This window comes from Oceanobacillus sp. B139/18 (assembly GCF_055524595.1).
In genome coordinates, this window is sequence record NZ_JBVFXI010000007.1 from 31,997 (window position 1) to 48,166 (window position 16,170).

Annotated in this window: 19 protein-coding genes; 1 reads left to right on the plus strand and 18 read right to left on the minus strand. The window is 40.2% G+C overall.

The window, feature by feature from the left end:
- Positions 1 to 65 precede the first annotated feature (65 nt).
- The 8 genes from ispE to metG all read right to left on the minus strand — a co-directional run bounded on the left by ispE (position 66) and on the right by metG (position 7,877).
- Positions 66 to 917: a 4-(cytidine 5'-diphospho)-2-C-methyl-D-erythritol kinase gene (gene ispE, locus ACZSMY_RS18195; RefSeq protein ID WP_042528576.1), complete on the minus strand. Its 852-nt coding sequence runs from the start codon at positions 915 to 917 to the stop codon at positions 66 to 68.
- Positions 918 to 1,134: 217 nt separating this feature from the next.
- Positions 1,135 to 1,311, minus strand: a complete 177-nt coding sequence (locus ACZSMY_RS18200; protein WP_040977646.1) for a small, acid-soluble spore protein, alpha/beta type — start codon at positions 1,309 to 1,311, stop codon at positions 1,135 to 1,137.
- 153 nt (positions 1,312 to 1,464) lie between these two features.
- Positions 1,465 to 1,728, minus strand: coding sequence for a biofilm formation stimulator Veg (gene veg / locus ACZSMY_RS18205; RefSeq protein WP_212929459.1), 264 nt, complete (start codon positions 1,726 to 1,728; stop codon positions 1,465 to 1,467).
- 313 nt (positions 1,729 to 2,041) lie between these two features.
- The gene (gene yabG, locus ACZSMY_RS18210) at positions 2,042 to 2,914 is read right to left on the minus strand and encodes a sporulation peptidase YabG (protein ID WP_193065203.1); all 873 of its coding nucleotides are present in this window, start codon (positions 2,912 to 2,914) and stop codon (positions 2,042 to 2,044) included.
- A gap of 622 nt (positions 2,915 to 3,536) precedes the next feature.
- Positions 3,537 to 4,421, minus strand: a complete 885-nt coding sequence (rsmA, locus tag ACZSMY_RS18215; RefSeq protein WP_212929461.1) for a 16S rRNA (adenine(1518)-N(6)/adenine(1519)-N(6))-dimethyltransferase RsmA — start codon at positions 4,419 to 4,421, stop codon at positions 3,537 to 3,539.
- Positions 4,414 to 4,980 carry a ribonuclease M5 gene (gene rnmV, locus ACZSMY_RS18220; protein ID WP_193063803.1) on the minus strand — a complete coding sequence of 189 codons (567 nt, stop codon included), beginning with the start codon at positions 4,978 to 4,980 and terminating at the stop codon, positions 4,414 to 4,416. Before rnmV ends, rsmA begins: the two co-directional genes overlap by 8 nt.
- Positions 4,981 to 5,016: 36 nt before the next feature.
- The gene (locus tag ACZSMY_RS18225) at positions 5,017 to 5,784 is read right to left on the minus strand and encodes a TatD family hydrolase (RefSeq protein WP_368901758.1); all 768 of its coding nucleotides are present in this window, start codon (positions 5,782 to 5,784) and stop codon (positions 5,017 to 5,019) included.
- A gap of 83 nt (positions 5,785 to 5,867) precedes the next feature.
- Positions 5,868 to 7,877, minus strand: a complete 2,010-nt coding sequence (metG, locus tag ACZSMY_RS18230) for a methionine--tRNA ligase (protein ID WP_212929463.1) — start codon at positions 7,875 to 7,877, stop codon at positions 5,868 to 5,870.
- A gap of 542 nt (positions 7,878 to 8,419) precedes the next feature.
- Here metG and ACZSMY_RS18235 point away from each other — a divergent pair.
- Positions 8,420 to 8,695: an AbrB/MazE/SpoVT family DNA-binding domain-containing protein gene (locus tag ACZSMY_RS18235; RefSeq protein ID WP_040977653.1), complete on the plus strand. Its 276-nt coding sequence runs from the start codon at positions 8,420 to 8,422 to the stop codon at positions 8,693 to 8,695.
- Between the two features lie 86 nt (positions 8,696 to 8,781).
- On the opposite strand, the gene rsmI is transcribed toward ACZSMY_RS18235, so the two are convergent.
- From rsmI to ACZSMY_RS18285, 10 genes are all read right to left on the minus strand, one after another.
- A complete protein-coding gene (gene rsmI / locus ACZSMY_RS18240; RefSeq protein WP_042528583.1) occupies positions 8,782 to 9,663 on the minus strand; it encodes a 16S rRNA (cytidine(1402)-2'-O)-methyltransferase in 882 nt (293 codons plus the stop codon).
- Positions 9,660 to 9,935, minus strand: a complete 276-nt coding sequence (locus ACZSMY_RS18245) for a GIY-YIG nuclease family protein (protein WP_042528584.1) — start codon at positions 9,933 to 9,935, stop codon at positions 9,660 to 9,662. The genes rsmI and ACZSMY_RS18245 overlap by 4 nt, the downstream gene beginning before the upstream one ends.
- Entirely contained in the window at positions 9,928 to 10,668 is a 741-nt protein-coding gene (locus ACZSMY_RS18250) for a tRNA1(Val) (adenine(37)-N6)-methyltransferase (protein ID WP_193063799.1), read from the minus strand. Before ACZSMY_RS18250 ends, ACZSMY_RS18245 begins: the two co-directional genes overlap by 8 nt.
- A 247-nt stretch (positions 10,669 to 10,915) precedes the next feature.
- Complete coding sequence (yabA, locus tag ACZSMY_RS18255; RefSeq protein ID WP_042528586.1) at positions 10,916 to 11,278, minus strand: DNA replication initiation control protein YabA; 363 nt, start codon at positions 11,276 to 11,278, stop codon at positions 10,916 to 10,918.
- Between the two features lie 16 nt (positions 11,279 to 11,294).
- Entirely contained in the window at positions 11,295 to 12,119 is an 825-nt protein-coding gene (locus ACZSMY_RS18260; protein ID WP_042528587.1) for a PSP1 domain-containing protein, read from the minus strand.
- Positions 12,120 to 12,123: 4 nt separating this feature from the next.
- On the minus strand, positions 12,124 to 13,113 hold the full coding sequence (holB, locus tag ACZSMY_RS18265) for a DNA polymerase III subunit delta' (protein WP_042528588.1): 990 nt from the start codon (positions 13,111 to 13,113) through the stop codon (positions 12,124 to 12,126).
- 83 nt (positions 13,114 to 13,196) lie between these two features.
- Entirely contained in the window at positions 13,197 to 13,628 is a 432-nt protein-coding gene (locus tag ACZSMY_RS18270) for a YaaR family protein (protein ID WP_193063797.1), read from the minus strand.
- 59 nt (positions 13,629 to 13,687) lie between these two features.
- Positions 13,688 to 14,017 carry a cyclic-di-AMP receptor gene (locus ACZSMY_RS18275; protein ID WP_040977662.1) on the minus strand — a complete coding sequence of 110 codons (330 nt, stop codon included), beginning with the start codon at positions 14,015 to 14,017 and terminating at the stop codon, positions 13,688 to 13,690.
- A gap of 25 nt (positions 14,018 to 14,042) precedes the next feature.
- On the minus strand, positions 14,043 to 14,675 hold the full coding sequence (gene tmk, locus ACZSMY_RS18280) for a dTMP kinase (RefSeq protein ID WP_256705458.1): 633 nt from the start codon (positions 14,673 to 14,675) through the stop codon (positions 14,043 to 14,045).
- Positions 14,675 to 16,096, minus strand: coding sequence for an aminotransferase class I/II-fold pyridoxal phosphate-dependent enzyme (locus tag ACZSMY_RS18285; RefSeq protein WP_042528591.1), 1,422 nt, complete (start codon positions 16,094 to 16,096; stop codon positions 14,675 to 14,677). Before ACZSMY_RS18285 ends, tmk begins: the two co-directional genes overlap by 1 nt.
- Between the last annotated feature and the right edge of the window lie 74 nt (positions 16,097 to 16,170).

Below are 16,170 nucleotides of genomic sequence, written 5' to 3' on the forward strand. Positions count from 1 at the left end.
ACTCACACCTCAAATCCGAATGTTCTTAATATAATATAGCATTTTCATATGCATTTTAGCAATGCCTATCCTAACATTCGGATTAATTGAACGTCCTTGCAAAAGCCCCGCATACTGTTATAAATCCGCAGTGCCTTCCGGTGATGCTTCATTAAGCCAAACACGGTCGGCCCGCTCCCGCTCATCATCACACCTTCTGCTCCTGCCAGCTGCATCGCTTCCTTCAGCCGTGCAACTTCCGGATGCATGGAAAAAGTAATTGGCTCCAATGCATTTCCCAGATGATTGCACAGCTTTGAAAAGTCTCTTTCCTCCAAAGCTGCCAGTACCTGCTTAGTATTTGGGTGCTGTAACTCCGGAATTTTAATTTGATCAAATACAGTATAGGAGGATACACCAATATCCGGTCTGGCAAGAACAACCCAGCAAGTAGGCGGTGCAGGCAACAGTTCAATGCACTCGCCGTAACCTTTTGCTATCGCTGTTTTACTGTGAACGCAAAAAGCAATATCCGCCCCTAATTGCGATCCTAAATCAGCTAATTCAGCTAACGGGATATTCAGTCCCCATAATCGGTTCAATCCCCGTAAAACTGCTGCAGCATCAGCACTTCCGCCCGCCAATCCAGCAGAAACAGGAATCGATTTATCAATTTGGATGTGAACACCTTTTTTGATATTGTATGTTTTTTTAAATAAAATTGCTGCTTGATATGCTAAATTCCGTTCATCGCTGGGAACATAACGGCTTTCCAAAGATAATTGAATTTTATCTGCAGGTAATTCCCGTAATTCTAAACGATCTGCTAAGTCTATTGTTGTCATGACCATTTCAACATCATGATAGCCATCCTCCCGCTTATTTAGCACATCTAATGATAAATTTATCTTAGCAGGCGCCTTCTCCATGACAAGCATCTTCAATCACATCCTCAAAGCGTTGGAAATTCGTTCACCTATTTGAAACTATAGCTACGTCCATAAAAATATGTTTTATTGTATCATAATCAAAACACGTAGGCTAATTTAGTTTAAGAAAGGGTTTCAAGGGCAGCCGAAAAAAGATCTTGATTAAGCTTTTCAGTCTCCTGAAGCCAGGAACAGAATTGCGTTAAAACAAAAAAAGCAAGCCCGGTCAGGACTCGCTCTTTTTCATACTTTCTTCTGCCATTTCTATCGCCCGTTTCACCATATTACCGGCATCGCGAGCTTTTATTCCTCCCCAGCCTTCCTGCTGTACCGTATCGTAAAATCCTAATTCTTTCGCTATTTCTTCTTTCATCTGTGTGGACATAATCCCTCGTCTACCCATATAAAAGCTCCCCTTTACGAATGAAGTTTTATTTTATCGACAGGCAATTATAGCTTATGTACTTTTCCTCCATTCAATCACAAAAGAATTAACCAAGAAAACCATTTTCTGTTCTTTTTACCCAATATAAAAAACAGCAGACAATATGCTTGTCTACTGTTTAAAAAATACCGCTGAACTTCCTTCCACAAAATTCAGCTCCACCGTTTCTGTCAATATGTCTGTATAGCTGTATGAAACCCGTTCGAATGCATTCTCGTCCTGGTCAAGCTCAACAATGAAAACAGAGGGATATGTCTCCGCTAGAACACCGCATCTTTCAACGGTTTTCCGTCTTCCGCCATTCGCTCTGAGCTTTAACCGTTTACCTACCTGACCATCTAGACCTTGCTTGATTTCGATCAACGTTTTGCCCACTACACTCCACCTCACATACATTTATTTTAGCATATATGCCGATGAAATGTCAAGCAAAACAAACAATTATATCAGCATATGTTTTAGGTTGTCAACTATTTATTTTGTCTATTTCTGATATTATTTGTCATGATGCTATTTTTATACATAAATTGTCACAAAAAAATGCATAATAGGCTGATTTTATAAAAATTACAAAAAAATAACTAATCTGAATGGTCTAATTACAGGTTCCAATTCATTGGAAAGAAGGAGGAACAAAAGCATACCTCATATTCCCATAACTGTCTTTTCTAAGCAGCTTTTGATATTATCATTCACCTTCGTCCTCATTCGCTAAGTAAGGCATGCCTGTTCGTAATAATCCTCTTGTTTGTATTCCTCCTAACCCTTTTTCTCCCGTTAACGTATTACGGAGTGCTTCCCACACCGATACACTTTCCATAAATGACGTGTACGCTACCTTCGCGACAATATAGACTGGATCCAGGGCATGAATATTGACTCTGGATGGCGAGCTGGCAAAATTGGATCCCGCACGAATCAATGACTCAAAATGCGATTGGCATGCTCCTGCAAAAATAACGAGCTGATCCAGATTCGGATAAACGCTCCTCGCTTCCCGCACAGCCTCTACAAAATATTTAGAATGTCGGTAGGCACTTAAATCATGCTTCATCCCCTTATTATGTGAATAAGCATCGTGACCCGTAATAACCATAATATCCGGCTGGATTTTCTCAAGCAGATCTTTTATTTGAAAAGGCATCTCTGTCTCCGTTAAGTGAACACCATGCACTTGCAGCCCAATACGCTGATATAATTGGATACACTTTCTTAAATAGGACGGATCTCCATCAATATGAAGGACTTTTGCCGGTAACTGAAAATAATTTGCAGCATCCGTATAGCCTTCTGTTGCCTCATAATTTCTTTTTTCTTTCATCATTTGATAGTCCTGACGAAATAACCGATAGGAGGATTCTTGTTTTTCTCTGTCTACTGCTTTTCTTTTTTTATGCTCCCTTTGGTTTACTAGTGTTAAATCAGATAAAGCTGCATCTGCCTTTAACCTCAATTCTTCCCCGTGAAGGATAGCAACTCCCTTTTTTATTTCTGCCACACGGAATAATAAATCATGATCATATGATTTCCTTGTAACTAACGCACCCTTCTGTATATCCATCGCTGCACCTCTCACCTTTTACTCTTTCTCATTGTATGAATAAAAGCACAGCTCTGTTCCAATCATAAGAAAAAACAAGAACACCGCTTGAGCTTTAAAACTTCGGTGTTCTTGCCAAAGAGATGTCCGCTACGGAAAGTCGCTTTCCGCGGGCAACGTTCAGCCGCACGGTAAGAAAACCGCTTCCTGTTCAGGTCTACCTGTTGCTTTTCCCGCAGGAGTCGACAACATCCGCTCCCATCTAAGTGGAATTATGTTTTATTTGCTTTTTTACAAGGAAATAACGCAAATTCTAGCGACGGTTTTGATGGGGCGAGTAATCGCAATGGTTTTCGGTGGGACGAGTAATCGCAGTCCCAGGGGGAAGACCCCGCAGGAAAAAAGGGTTCTTCTTTTTTTCTACCCGCGGGGCATAAGTGCGACTATGCTTCTGTCTGCGCCTGACGGCTTGCCAATCAGCAAGTCTTCTTTAAAGGAGATGAGCTCGGGGCCCACGGAAAGCGGAGTGTATTTCTGGGGTTGCGGTTACTCACCCCATGAAACCCGTTGGAGCGGCTATATTCAGCATTTTTTATCCTTTCTTATTCTTAAAAAAAACTGATCAAAAGATTATATCTTCTGATCAGCTTTTTGGAAGCTCTTTATGGATTACATTTGCCAAGGATGCAAATTCCTCCATGGTTAAAGTTTCACCGCGTCTTCCTCCATCTATTGCTGCGTTTTCAAGGAAGGTTTCTATTTGCTGTTTTGCAAATTTATCCTGCAAAAACCGGTTTAAGTTATTACGGAGGGTTTTTCTTCTTTGAGCAAAGCTTGCTTGAATCAATTCAAAAAAGAAATCTACATTATCTACTTGAACAGGCGGTTCTTTGCGCATCACAAGCTTTAACACACTGGAATCGACATTAGGCTGCGGCATAAACACCTGCTTCGGCACATTTAAAACGACACTGGCTTCCGTATAGTATTGTACGGCAATGCTAAGCGAGCCATAGCTTTTGGTATTTGGGACAGCAGCCATTCTATCCGCTACTTCTTTTTGGATCATCACAGTCAGGCTGGTAACCGGAAGCTGATCACGTACAAGCTTCATCAAAATTGGTGTCGTAATATAGTAAGGAAGATTAGCAACGACATGAATATCCTGACCTTCCTCGAAATGTGTCTGAATCACTTCTTCTACATTCGCCTTTAAAATATCATGATGAATAATTTCTACATTATCGTAATCGGCTAACGTCTCTTCTAAAATCGGGAGCAGGCGCTGGTCAATCTCAAATGCAACAACCTTGTCTGCATGAATAGCTAATTGCTCCGTTAAAGCACCCATTCCAGGTCCAATTTCAATAGCTCCTGTTTCCTTTGTTATCCCCGCTTGATGGATAATATTTTCCAATACATTCACATCAATCAGGAAATTTTGTCCTAAGCTCTTTTTAAATGCAAAACCATATTTGTTCAGCAGTTCTTTTGTTCTCGTCGGTGTTGCAATAAATTTTTTAGACATCCTGCTCCTCCTGCTCTATAACTTCCATCGCTTCCTCCAATTGTTTCTTGGGAATTTGGAATTGGGTAAGGCGTTTTAACAGCTGCTTTCCATTGGTATGTCCAATATGCAAAAGCTCTCCCAGACGTTTTCTCCGTCCGGCCGCCTTCTTACCTCCAATTAATCCATAATCAATCAGGTCTGCTTTGTTAATATCGCTATCCGAAAAATCCGCTAGTTCATAAACATCCGCAAGTGCTTTTTGAATATCCTCCACAGAGGCATGTTCAATACCTAAGCTTTTATTCATGGAATGCTTTGCCTTTGCCTGATCTCTTCGTAAAAAAGCGTGCTTGCAGCCGGGGATTGCCTGATTAATTAAGTGCCTGATCCGCTCGCCCGGATAATCCGGATCTGTAAACACAATCACTCCGCGCTTTTCTTTTGCATGACGAATTTTATCGAGCGTTGCTTTGTTCACTGCAGAACCATTTGTTTCAATCGTATCTGCATCCACAGCAAGTCTGATTCGTGTTGTGTCGTCCCGTCCTTCTACTACAATCATTTCTTTTATCTTCAATCGATTTCCTCCACTTTATTCCATAATACGACAGATTTAATCAATTTTAAAAAATCGTTTCGCATTTTCAGTTGTAATATTTCCAATTTCCGCTGTATTCATGTCACGTAATGCCGCAATATCTTCCGCTACACGTACTACATATGCCGGCTCATTTCTTTTTCCACGGTATGGATGCGGTGCTAGAAATGGGGCATCTGTTTCAATCAGCAGACGGTCTAAAGGGACCTGCTTTGCTACTTCCTTCGGCAACGGAGCATTCTTGAAGGTTACCGGACCGCCTAAGGAAATATAAAAATTCATATCCAGACATGTCTGGACATATTGGACAGAATCATTGTAACAATGCATGATGCCGCCAACCTCTGCAGCGTTTTCTTCCTGCAGGATAGCAATAATATCTTCTGTCGCTTCCCGGTTATGAATAATAATTGGCATTTTTACTTTTTTAGCAAGTGCGATTTGCTGACGAAAGACCTTCTTCTGTACATCTTTCGGCGATTTATCCCAATGATAATCCAAGCCCATCTCGCCAATCGCGACCACTTTAGGATGTTCTGTTAATTCTTCAATCCATTCCAATTCTTTCTCTGTCATATCAATTGCATCAACAGGATGCCAGCCGACTGCCGCATATATATTCTCATGTGCTTCCGCGATTTCAATAGCCAGGGGAATTGTTTCATGATCAAAACCAACCACGACCATATATTCCACACCTGCATCCTTTGCGCGCTGAATTGTCTCTTCTCTATCTTCAGCAAACTGCCTTGCGTTTAAATGAACATGTGTGTCAAATAACATTCTAATCATCCTTTTTTGTTCTTCTATCGAAAAGGAAGGAGCTGACATGAACACGATGACAGCTCCCTTCCATCTATTATTAATTAAGAAATCGGCGATCCGTTTGGTGCGCTTTCCGGTGCTGGAACGATTTCTAATTTCCCGTCCTTCTCGGCAGAAAGAATCATTCCCTGACTGATTTCTCCACGCATTTTACGCGGTTTAAGGTTCGCTACGATAACAACCTTTTTCCCAATCAATTTTTCCGGTTCCGGGTAATATTCGGCGATTCCCGACAAAATTTGTCTGTCAGCTTCATCACCAGCGTCCAGGCGGAATTTCAATAGTTTATCTGCACCTTCGACCTTACTGCAGTCTTTCACTTCCGCAACTTTCAGCTCTACTTTATCAAATACATCATATTTGATTTGTTTTTCTTTGGTAGAAACAAGCTCTGTTTCATTCGGGTCCCAAGTTTCTTCTTCTTCAACTGCAGCAGTTCCTCCCATTTGGGAACGGATATATTCTACTTCTTCTTCCACATCTAAACGAGGGAAGATAGGCTGCCCTTTTTTCACAACGGTAGTGCCTTCCGGGAAGTTTCCAAACGTAACATTCTCCCAGGCTAATCCGCTGGCTTCGTCTAAACCAAGCTGCTCGATGATTTTTTTCGGTGCATGCGTCAGACAAGGCTGAAGCAGCGTTGCAACAACACGTAATGTTTCTGCCAGATGTGCCATAACACTGGCCAATTCAGGACGCTTTTCCTCATCCTTCGCAAGAATCCACGGCTGTGTTTCATCAATATATTTATTCGCACGGGAAATTAACGTCCATACTTTTTTCAATGCATTACTGAATTCCATCTGCTCCATCGATTCTTGATAATCCTGGATAACAGATGCTGCCAGCTCCTGCAGATCAGCATCTTCTTTATTAATAACGCCGTTTACTGTAGGGACTTTTCCGTCAAAATATTTATTAATCATCGCTACAGTACGGTTCAATAAGTTCCCTAAATCATTTGCTAAATCATAGTTTACTCTGGAAACAAAATCTTCCGGTGCAAAGACGCCATCACTGCCAAAAGCAACTTCTCTCATTAAGTAGTAACGTAAAGCATCGAGACCATAACGCTCTACAAGCATTTCCGGATAAACCACATTTCCTTTTGATTTCGACATTTTTCCGTCTTTCATCAACAACCAGCCGTGGCCAAATACTTTCTTCGGAAGCGGCAAGTCTAAAGCCATCAGCATAATCGGCCAATAAATGGTATGGAAACGAACAATTTCTTTCCCTACCATATGCACGTCTGCCGGCCAATATTTTTGGAAGTTTTCATCATCATTTGTACCAAAGCCTAATGCTGTGATATAGTTTGCCAATGCATCGATCCATACATAAATCACATGCTTTGGATTACTTGGTACCTTGACTCCCCAGCTGAAGGTAGTACGGGATACAGCTAAATCCTCTAAACCTGGTTTAATGAAGTTATTAATCATTTCATTTTTACGCGACTCCGGCTGAATAAAATCTGGATGCTCCTCGTAATATTTTAATAAGCGATCTGCATATTTACTCATCCGGAAGAAATAGGACTCCTCTTTAATCAGCTCAACAGGGTGACCACTGTCCGGTGACTTCCCGCTGATAACATTACCATCCTCGTCCCTTTCAACATCTTCCAGCTGTGTTTCCGTATAAAACGTTTCATCCGGCACAGAATACCAGCCCTCATATTCATCCAGGTAGATATCTCCTTGTTTTAAGAAACGCTCAAAAATATCAGCTACAACCTTCTGATGCTGTTCATCGGTTGTGCGAATAAATTTATCATTGCTGATTTCAAGTTTCTTCCATAAATCCTGCATTCCAGCAGCCATGCCATCTACATATTCTTGCGGAGAGATATTTTGTTCAGCAGCCTTCTGCTCAATTTTTTGTCCATGCTCATCACTGCCTGTTAAATAAAACACATCAAACCCTAATAAGCGCTTATATCGCGCCATCGTATCGCAAGCTATCGTTGTGTATGCACTGCCAATATGTAATTTTCCGCTCGGATAATATATTGGCGTTGTAATGTAAAAAGTATTTTTGCTTCCCATCCGTTTTATTCCTCCTAGATTTGTTCCTATTTAAAAAATCTTGTCCTGAGATGTACAAGTGGCAGAAAGATTTCCCATTTATCTATAAAAAGATACATGCTATGAAACAAGCATTGCCATCTCATCCGAAAAAGATTCAAAATCAACTTTTAGAATTTCAGCTTTCGCCCTATTTTTTATGGTATCACATGACGCATATAAAATATCAACATCTATTGTAGCTATTATAACGTAATTTGCCAAATTGTGTACCTATTCACTCATTCTTTATCCAACTTCTTAGAAATTAATTTTACAAAAAAAGAGATACTTTCTTCCTCTTAAATAAATAAAAACGGATAAAAACCTGAATATTTATGAAAAAGGAATAAAACTTTTCCTTTTACAGTAAAATTGTATTGACAATACCAAATATTGTTGCTATTCTAATGTTATCAGTACCGACTAGTAACGACATTTTTTGCAATTTATCTCATTATTTGAAATTGTAATACTTATTTATTCAGAAAATTTTATTAAATCTAACATTGGAGGAATGAAGAATGAAATCTACTGGTATCGTACGTAAGGTTGATGAGCTTGGTCGCGTAGTCATTCCTATTGAATTACGCCGCACCCTTGATATTAAAGAGAAAGATACAATGGAAATATATGTAGACAATGATCGTATTGTCTTGAAAAAATACCGCCCAAATATGACCTGTCAAATCACTGGAGAGCTGACAGATGATAATCAGACCCTGGCTGACGGCAACCTCATCCTTAGCCCAGAGGGTGCAAAAATTTTACTGGAAGAAATTCAAAACCGTTTTAAATAAATTTAAAAGGCAAAAAAAGGACGACCTCCTCTATGTACGTAGGTCATCCTTTTTTTGCCTTTATTATCTAGCGAACTGGAACAAAGCTAATCAATATGGTAGCTCTGATAAACTTCCCTTTTCGGCACTTTCCGTTCGATGGCTGCCTGCTTAATGGCTTCTTTACTGGATAGATGCTCTTTATCCATCAACGCTTCTACATGTTCTTTCACAGATAACGCTTCCCACCAGCTTGATTCCTGCTCAAATGAAGCTGATTCTGCTTCCGTTGGACCTTCTACCACAATAACAAACTCGCCTCGCATGTCATTTTTCTTACTCCATGAAAAAAGTTCTTGTATGGTACCTCTAACAAATTCTTCAAATTTCTTAGAGATTTCTCTTCCTATGGCCGCTTTCCTGTCATTTAGGATACCTTCCATTTCCTGCAGGGTATCTTTGATGCGGTAAGGAGATTCATAAAAAATTAAAGTTGTATTAAAATTTTTTAATTTTTCCAGTGTTTCTTTTTTATCTTTTTTCTTTCTGGGAAGAAAACCGTAAAATGTAAAAGGCTGTGCTGTTAGGCCAGACCCGACCAGTGCTACGAGTGCCGCATTGGCTCCTGGTAACACGATGACATCCAGCCCTTCTTGAATAGCTGCTTGGACCAGCTCTGAACCAGGATCAGAAATCGCAGGCATCCCCGCGTCGCTTACAACAGCAACCGATTCTCCCTGACGAATCGTATCTAAAAGCTGTTTTTCTCTTTCCTGATGATTATGCTCATGATAGCTGATGAGAGGGGTGTGAATCTCAAAATAATGAAGCAGCTTTTTTGTATTCCTCGTATCCTCCGCAGCAATCAACTTGCATTCCTTTAATACCCGAATCGCCCGAAAAGTCATATCCTCCAAATTTCCAATAGGTGTCGGGACAACGTATAATGCAGCATGCTCCTCCGGCTGATAACTATTTTGGATATTCATTCATGGCACATTCCTTTCTCATAAGCTTGAATCATTTCCAGCTTTTCCTGGCGGGTTAATTTTTTTATTCGATATTCCTCGCGCAAGGCATCTGACTTATTTTCAAATGCGCATGTATAGATGATTTCAAAAGGCCCTCTTCCTCTAGTATATTTTGCCCCTTTTCCCTCTTCATGCATACGAATCCGATGCGCTAAATCATTTGTATACCCCGTATACAGCGTTCCGTCCTGACAATGTAACATATAAACCAAATGCTCTCCGTCAGCCATAGATAACTTCCTCTGCCTGCTTCGTATAGGAACCATCCTGTTCATAAATATAGAATGGCGGCAGGATTTTCACATCTGCTTTCCCGTCACGAATCCCTTCTATCAAGAGCATATTTGCTTCCTTTCCTTGTTTCGGATAAACAAATTGCACACGTTTGGGCTCGATACGGTACTTTCTAAATTGCTCTATAATATCTACCAGGCGTCCGGGACGATGCACCATGGCAACTTTTCCCCCGGGCCGGACATATCTTTTACAAGCTTTGACGACATCCTCTAATGTACAATACACTTCATGCCTGGCAATCGTAAGGTACGCATTATGATTATGCTCTGTTGCAGAGGGTGTTTTAAAATAGGGCGGATTACAGGTGACCATATCAAAAGCACTTTGATCCAGGGTCGACTGCATTTCCTTTAAATCCCCATGAATCATTCGTAATCGAGGTTGCAAATCATTTAAAGCGACATTTCTCTCCGCCATCTGAAAAATACGTTTTTGAATCTCCACCCCAATAATTTCCGCATTTGTCTTTTTAGACAGCAATAACGGAATGACCCCATTTCCTGTACACAAATCAAGAATTTTTCCTCGTTTTTTAGGGATAGAACTAAAATGAGCTAACAACACCGCATCCAATGAAAAAGCAAACGCTGTCGGGCTTTGGATAATTTTCATCGTTTCATCTGCTAATAAATAATCTAATCGTTCATCATCATATAGCTCCACCATTGGTTCACCACATCCTTATGTTCTCATTGGACAGCTTATCAGAAAAATAGCTGCCTTCATAGGAAGACAGCCATCCAATACGATACTTACCGTACTCTATTTCATTTTATCACAGCATGAGTGTCCGTCATTTTCCCCTTTAGGTTATAGAAGAAATATTTAAATATCCCTGGGGAAAAAACGGTCACTTCATCTCCTGATTAACTCAAGCTAATAATCATGGAGAGAAGAACACCACTCCCCATGGTTAAAGTTTCGTTTTATCAAAGAAGTCCAAGCAAAAAATACAATCTTCGTTTCGTCTCGGACTGCCAAACTCTAAACTGCAAATATGGAAACCTTCTTCATAAAGACGTGCTAAATTATCATAGCCTTCCCCCGGAAATATTCCTTTTTGTTGTTTAGAATCGCTTTTTTCCTGCTGTTTTTCCACAGATTCTTCTGTAAAACTGTCTAGGTGATTACGCAAATGATGATTTTCATGGGCCAACCGGTGATTTTCTTCAAGCAAATCACTAAGTTTACCTTTTAAATCACCTAACTGCTCATATAATTCACCAATTTGCTTCTCCATATCGGAAACTTGATCGAATATCTCTCTGTTTCCCAAGATTGATCACCTGCCTCTATTCTGTGACTTGTGCTACAATTCCTTCTTCGATTAATTCATCTAATGTATACTCCACAACACGTTCTTTATCTAAAAGCTCAATTTGAACCATTTTTTCTAATATATTTAACCCGACAACCTTTCCTTTTCCGTGCGGTGTCGGCATCGTTTCACCAATATCCGGGAGCTCTCTTTTTGCTGTTTCATATTCATCATTCTCATATTTCAAACAGCACATTAGCCTTCCGCATAAACCGGATATTTTTGCCGGGTTTAAAGAAAGATTTTGATCCTTTGCCATTTTAATAGACACCGGCTCAAAGTCTCCTAAGAAAGTGGAACAGCAGAGCATACGGCCGCATGGACCAATTCCGCCCAGCATTTTCGCTTCATCTCTGACTCCAATTTGCCTTAATTCAATACGTGTCTTGAACATCGACGCAAGATCTTTTACAAGATTTCTGAAGTCCACTCTTCCGTCCGCTGTAAAATAGAATATGATTTTATTGCGGTCAAATGTATATTCTACATCAACCAGATTCATATCCAGCTTATGCTGCGTAATTTTATCTGTACATATGTCAAAGGCTTTTTTCGCCTGATCCTGATTCTCTATAACCGTTCGCTTATCCTTCTCGTTTGCGATTCGGATTACTTTCTTTAATGGTAAAACTACATCTTCTTCATCGACTTGCTTTTCCGTAATGACTACTTTTCCAAATTCTATCCCTCTCACTGTCTCCACGATGACATAGCTATCTGGAGTGACCGGGTAAGAATCTGGATCGAAATAGTAGATTTTACCGGCTTTCTTAAAACGTACGCCAATAACTTCTAACATTTTTTCACCTCTGTATTTGAAGCGCTAGTTGTTCAATCACCAATGTTGGCTGAACATTTGCCTTTAATTTTCTTTTCGCCATTAAAATCTGATTTAAAATAGTCAATAATTGAGCTTGGGAAAACGTGATGACTATTTTTTCTAACTTAGATGAATCATTGGATAGCAGTATCGTATTGGCGTCTGTATATATATGCTGATGTAAAATATCTTTAAATCCTAGTATTAATAAGTCCAGACCTCGTTCTTGACCTTCTCTATCTTTAAAATGAGGTATCCAATTTTGATGAATGTATGTGTAGATATCCTCAGGCTGTGCAGTATACATTTCTACCCATTGTATCACTATTTTTCGCGCGTCTGCAAACCAATCATCTTGGGCAAGTTCGAGGGCTTCTGTCAGACTGTTTGTCAATGCACTTAAAAGTTTAGCATCGGTCTCATTCACACCCTCTTGCTGTAATCTTTCCTGCAAAATCCCCGGCGGAAGCGGCTGCAAATCAATAATCTGACAGCGTGATCGAATAGTTGACAGCATGGAGTGACCATTCTCTGTAAGCATCATAGCCGTTGTTTCCACACTTGGCTCTTCTAAAAATTTCAACAATCGATTGGCAGCATTTACGGTTAATGTATCTGCATCCTTAATGATATACACCTTCTGGTTGGACTCCATTCCCGAATACGTAAATTCCTTCTGCAGATTACGCACCTGTTCTATTTTAATAGAGGCGCCATCCGGCTCAATCCAGTGCATATCCGGATGGTTTCCAGAATCAATCCGCTGGCAATTGATACAGTGATTACATGGATTCTCTCCTTGGCGATTCATACAAAATAAATACTTTGCCAACAGAAGCGCCATTTCTTTTTTGCCAGTCCCTCGATCTCCTTGGAATAAATAAGCATGGGAAATACGATTCTTCTTGATACTATTCATTATCGTCCGGGTTGCTACAGGCTGTATTTGTTCTATCTCTTCCCATGTCTTCATCATTACTTCCACCTTTAAACAGGAGCTGTTTCTATTTATTTTTATGAAAGGCTGCTAAAGTCCTTTCGATATAAAAGCTTTGCTCAAGTATAAATATTAACTAATAACCCCTTGATTTCCCCGATTAATCCGAGAATATCAATGGTTTTCTTTTCTTCATCCATTAAATCTTCTGCTAACTGGGCAATCTTTTCATCAATTATCTTCACTGTAGACAATTGCCTGCTTCCTTGCATGCTGAAGCTTTGCTTTTTTTCTAAAAGATACCCTTCCGAGGTCGCTTTTTCCAAAAAGCCCTTTACCATTCGTTTAAACTTGACTAGTTCACGAAAGGAACGATATCGGCTCAGTTTATCTCCCTGCTCCGTAATCTGCTTCACCATTTGAGTAAATTCCTGGGTCTTCAGCTGTTCCGATTGGGATTGAACAAGGTTTTGAAAAGAGGCATTATTTGTCTGCGCCGGACGCTTTAAATTGCCATCTCTCGGTGTTACGATATCACTGGAAATCTTCATTGTTCTCCCCCTTCGGTTTAATCATATTACATAGCTTGTTTTTAAAACAGAATTCCTGTTTAGAATTGATAAAAGGACTCGATAGGCAAGATGAATACCGTAGCACCGCCGACTTCTACCTTCACTGGCTTTGGAATATACGAATCGGCATTTCCTCCCATCGGAGAAATTGGCGCCACCATCTGTTCACGATGCGAGCAATTATCACGAATAATTTCAAGCGCATCATTCACATACTCATCCTCACAGCCAATCATTAACGTGGTATTGCCTTCCTTTAAAAATCCGCCTGTTGTCGCTAATTTTGTTGTCTGGAATTTATTTTCACCTAATGCGTTTACTAAACGATTGGAATCTTTATCTTGAATGACCGTTATAATTAATTTCATGATTGACCAGCCCCTTTTGGCATATTTATTTATTAAATAAAGCTGTAATTCTTTCTAATACATCTTGATAGACCGCTTCAAGCGAACGATCAGCATCCACAGTTTGAAATCGCTCCGGAAAACGAGACCGGATCAGCTGATATCCTTCATAGACTTTCTCATGAAATTCAAGGGTTTCTAAATCCAAGCGATTTTTCTCTCTGTCTGCATTTGCTGATATACGCTCCAGTCCTTTTTTTGGAGAAATATCAAAGTAGAACGTTGTATCCGGCATACAATCCTCAATCACAAATTGATTAATCGCATATACCTCATCTACACCAATGCCTCTTGCATAGCCTTGATAAACCAGACTGCTGTCTACAAAACGATCGCATAATACAATTTTCCCTTGTTCTAATGCAGGAAAAACCTTTTCTACAAGATGCTGTCTTCTTGCTGCTGCATATAATAACGCTTCTGTTCTTTCTTCCATTTCCAGATGGAGAGGGTCATGGATAATTTCTCGAATCTTCTCGGAGATACGGATACCGCCTGGCTCTCTTGTCTTGATAACCTCTATCCCCCGAGCTGTCAGCTCTTCATAAACCTGATTTAGGATAGTGGTTTTGCCAGCTCCTTCGCCACCTTCAAATGTTATAAACAAACCAGTTGTCATCATCTTTCCCCTTTGTTCCTATATATGCGTATTCCTTCGTCCCTATGCTGTATTCGAACACCCTGCTCCACTAATTTTTCCAAATGTGCGATATGCATCTCTTGGATTCGTTCTCCTTTTAAGAGAAGCGGAATACCAGGCGGATAGGGAATCACTGCCTCAGCAGCTATCTCTCCTATGCTTTCCCTCATCGAGACCAGATACGTTGGATAATTATTCATTTCTTGATAAGACAAATCTAATTCTTGGACCTTTTCGGGAAAAAGATTTGTCCTCTCTATTGTAGCACGATTTACTGATTTTTTTAATGGATGCCCTATGGTTTTCAACCTTTTTTCCAGTGTATCTATTTCTTCCATCGGAGCAAGCCCGTGGACAAATAAAATTTGCTCATCCGTCGCAAGCTCCGGAAAAATTCCTGCTTTTTCGAGTAAGTTTACAACGGACTTTGTCGAAAAAGAATGTTTCACGTGGAACGTTAGCTTTAATGAATCGTCGGAAGGCATGAATTCCCAAAATGAAAAAGCGGAAAACAACTGCTTTACCTGTTCCACACTTTTTATCGTTTTGATTCGATCTTCTTTTGAAAAGTGTGCTAAAAAATGCCTTGCTATATCTAAAGAAGCCATAAGTATATAAGATGGACTGCTCGATTGGAAAATTTGTAAATAATGCGCAATTTGAGACGGATTGATACGGGAAGTCCCCAGATGTAAATACGAAGCCATCGTCATTGCGGGAGCCATTTTATGCGCAGAATGCACCACAGCATCTGCCCCCAGCTCTATCGCTGAAGCTGGAAAAGGGTCTCCTAAAGCAAAATGAACACCATGCGCTTCGTCTACTAGTACAGGGATATTGTATTGGTGCGCCTTATCAATCATTGCTTTCAATTGATAGGTTTGACCAAAATAATCCGGGTAGGTAAGAACGATTGCTTTGGCATCAGGATGCTGCTCTATGGCGGATGCTATGGTTTCATAGCTTGGACTTGTAAATCGGCTGACCTGCCCCTCCCATTCCGGAGCTAAAAAAACAGGCTGTGCTCCTGCTAACTCTACGCCATTCATCACCGACTTATGACAATTACGCTGAATAAGAATCTTATCTTCCTGCTTACACGCCGCGAGAATCATCGCCAGATTGCCAGCTGTCGATCCCCCAACCAGAAAAAATGTATGCTGGGTCTGAAAAAAAGCTGCTGCTAAGCTTTCCGCATCTGCAATAATTCCTGCAGGCGCATGCAAATCATCCATTCCTGTAATTTCAGTCACATCCCAGCGGAGCATGTGTTGAAAATCGTTATAATATGCAGATGGAAAAACTTGTCCGTGCTTATGGCCCGGTACGTGGAAAGAGATTGGATTCCTTTTTGCAAATGCTTGTAAATGCTCTGCTAATGGCATACGCTGCTGCTCCATTTGTCTGCCTCATTTCTTTATATATGTAAATAAACAAACCAATTCATTAAAATTGATTTGTTTATTATGGTGTA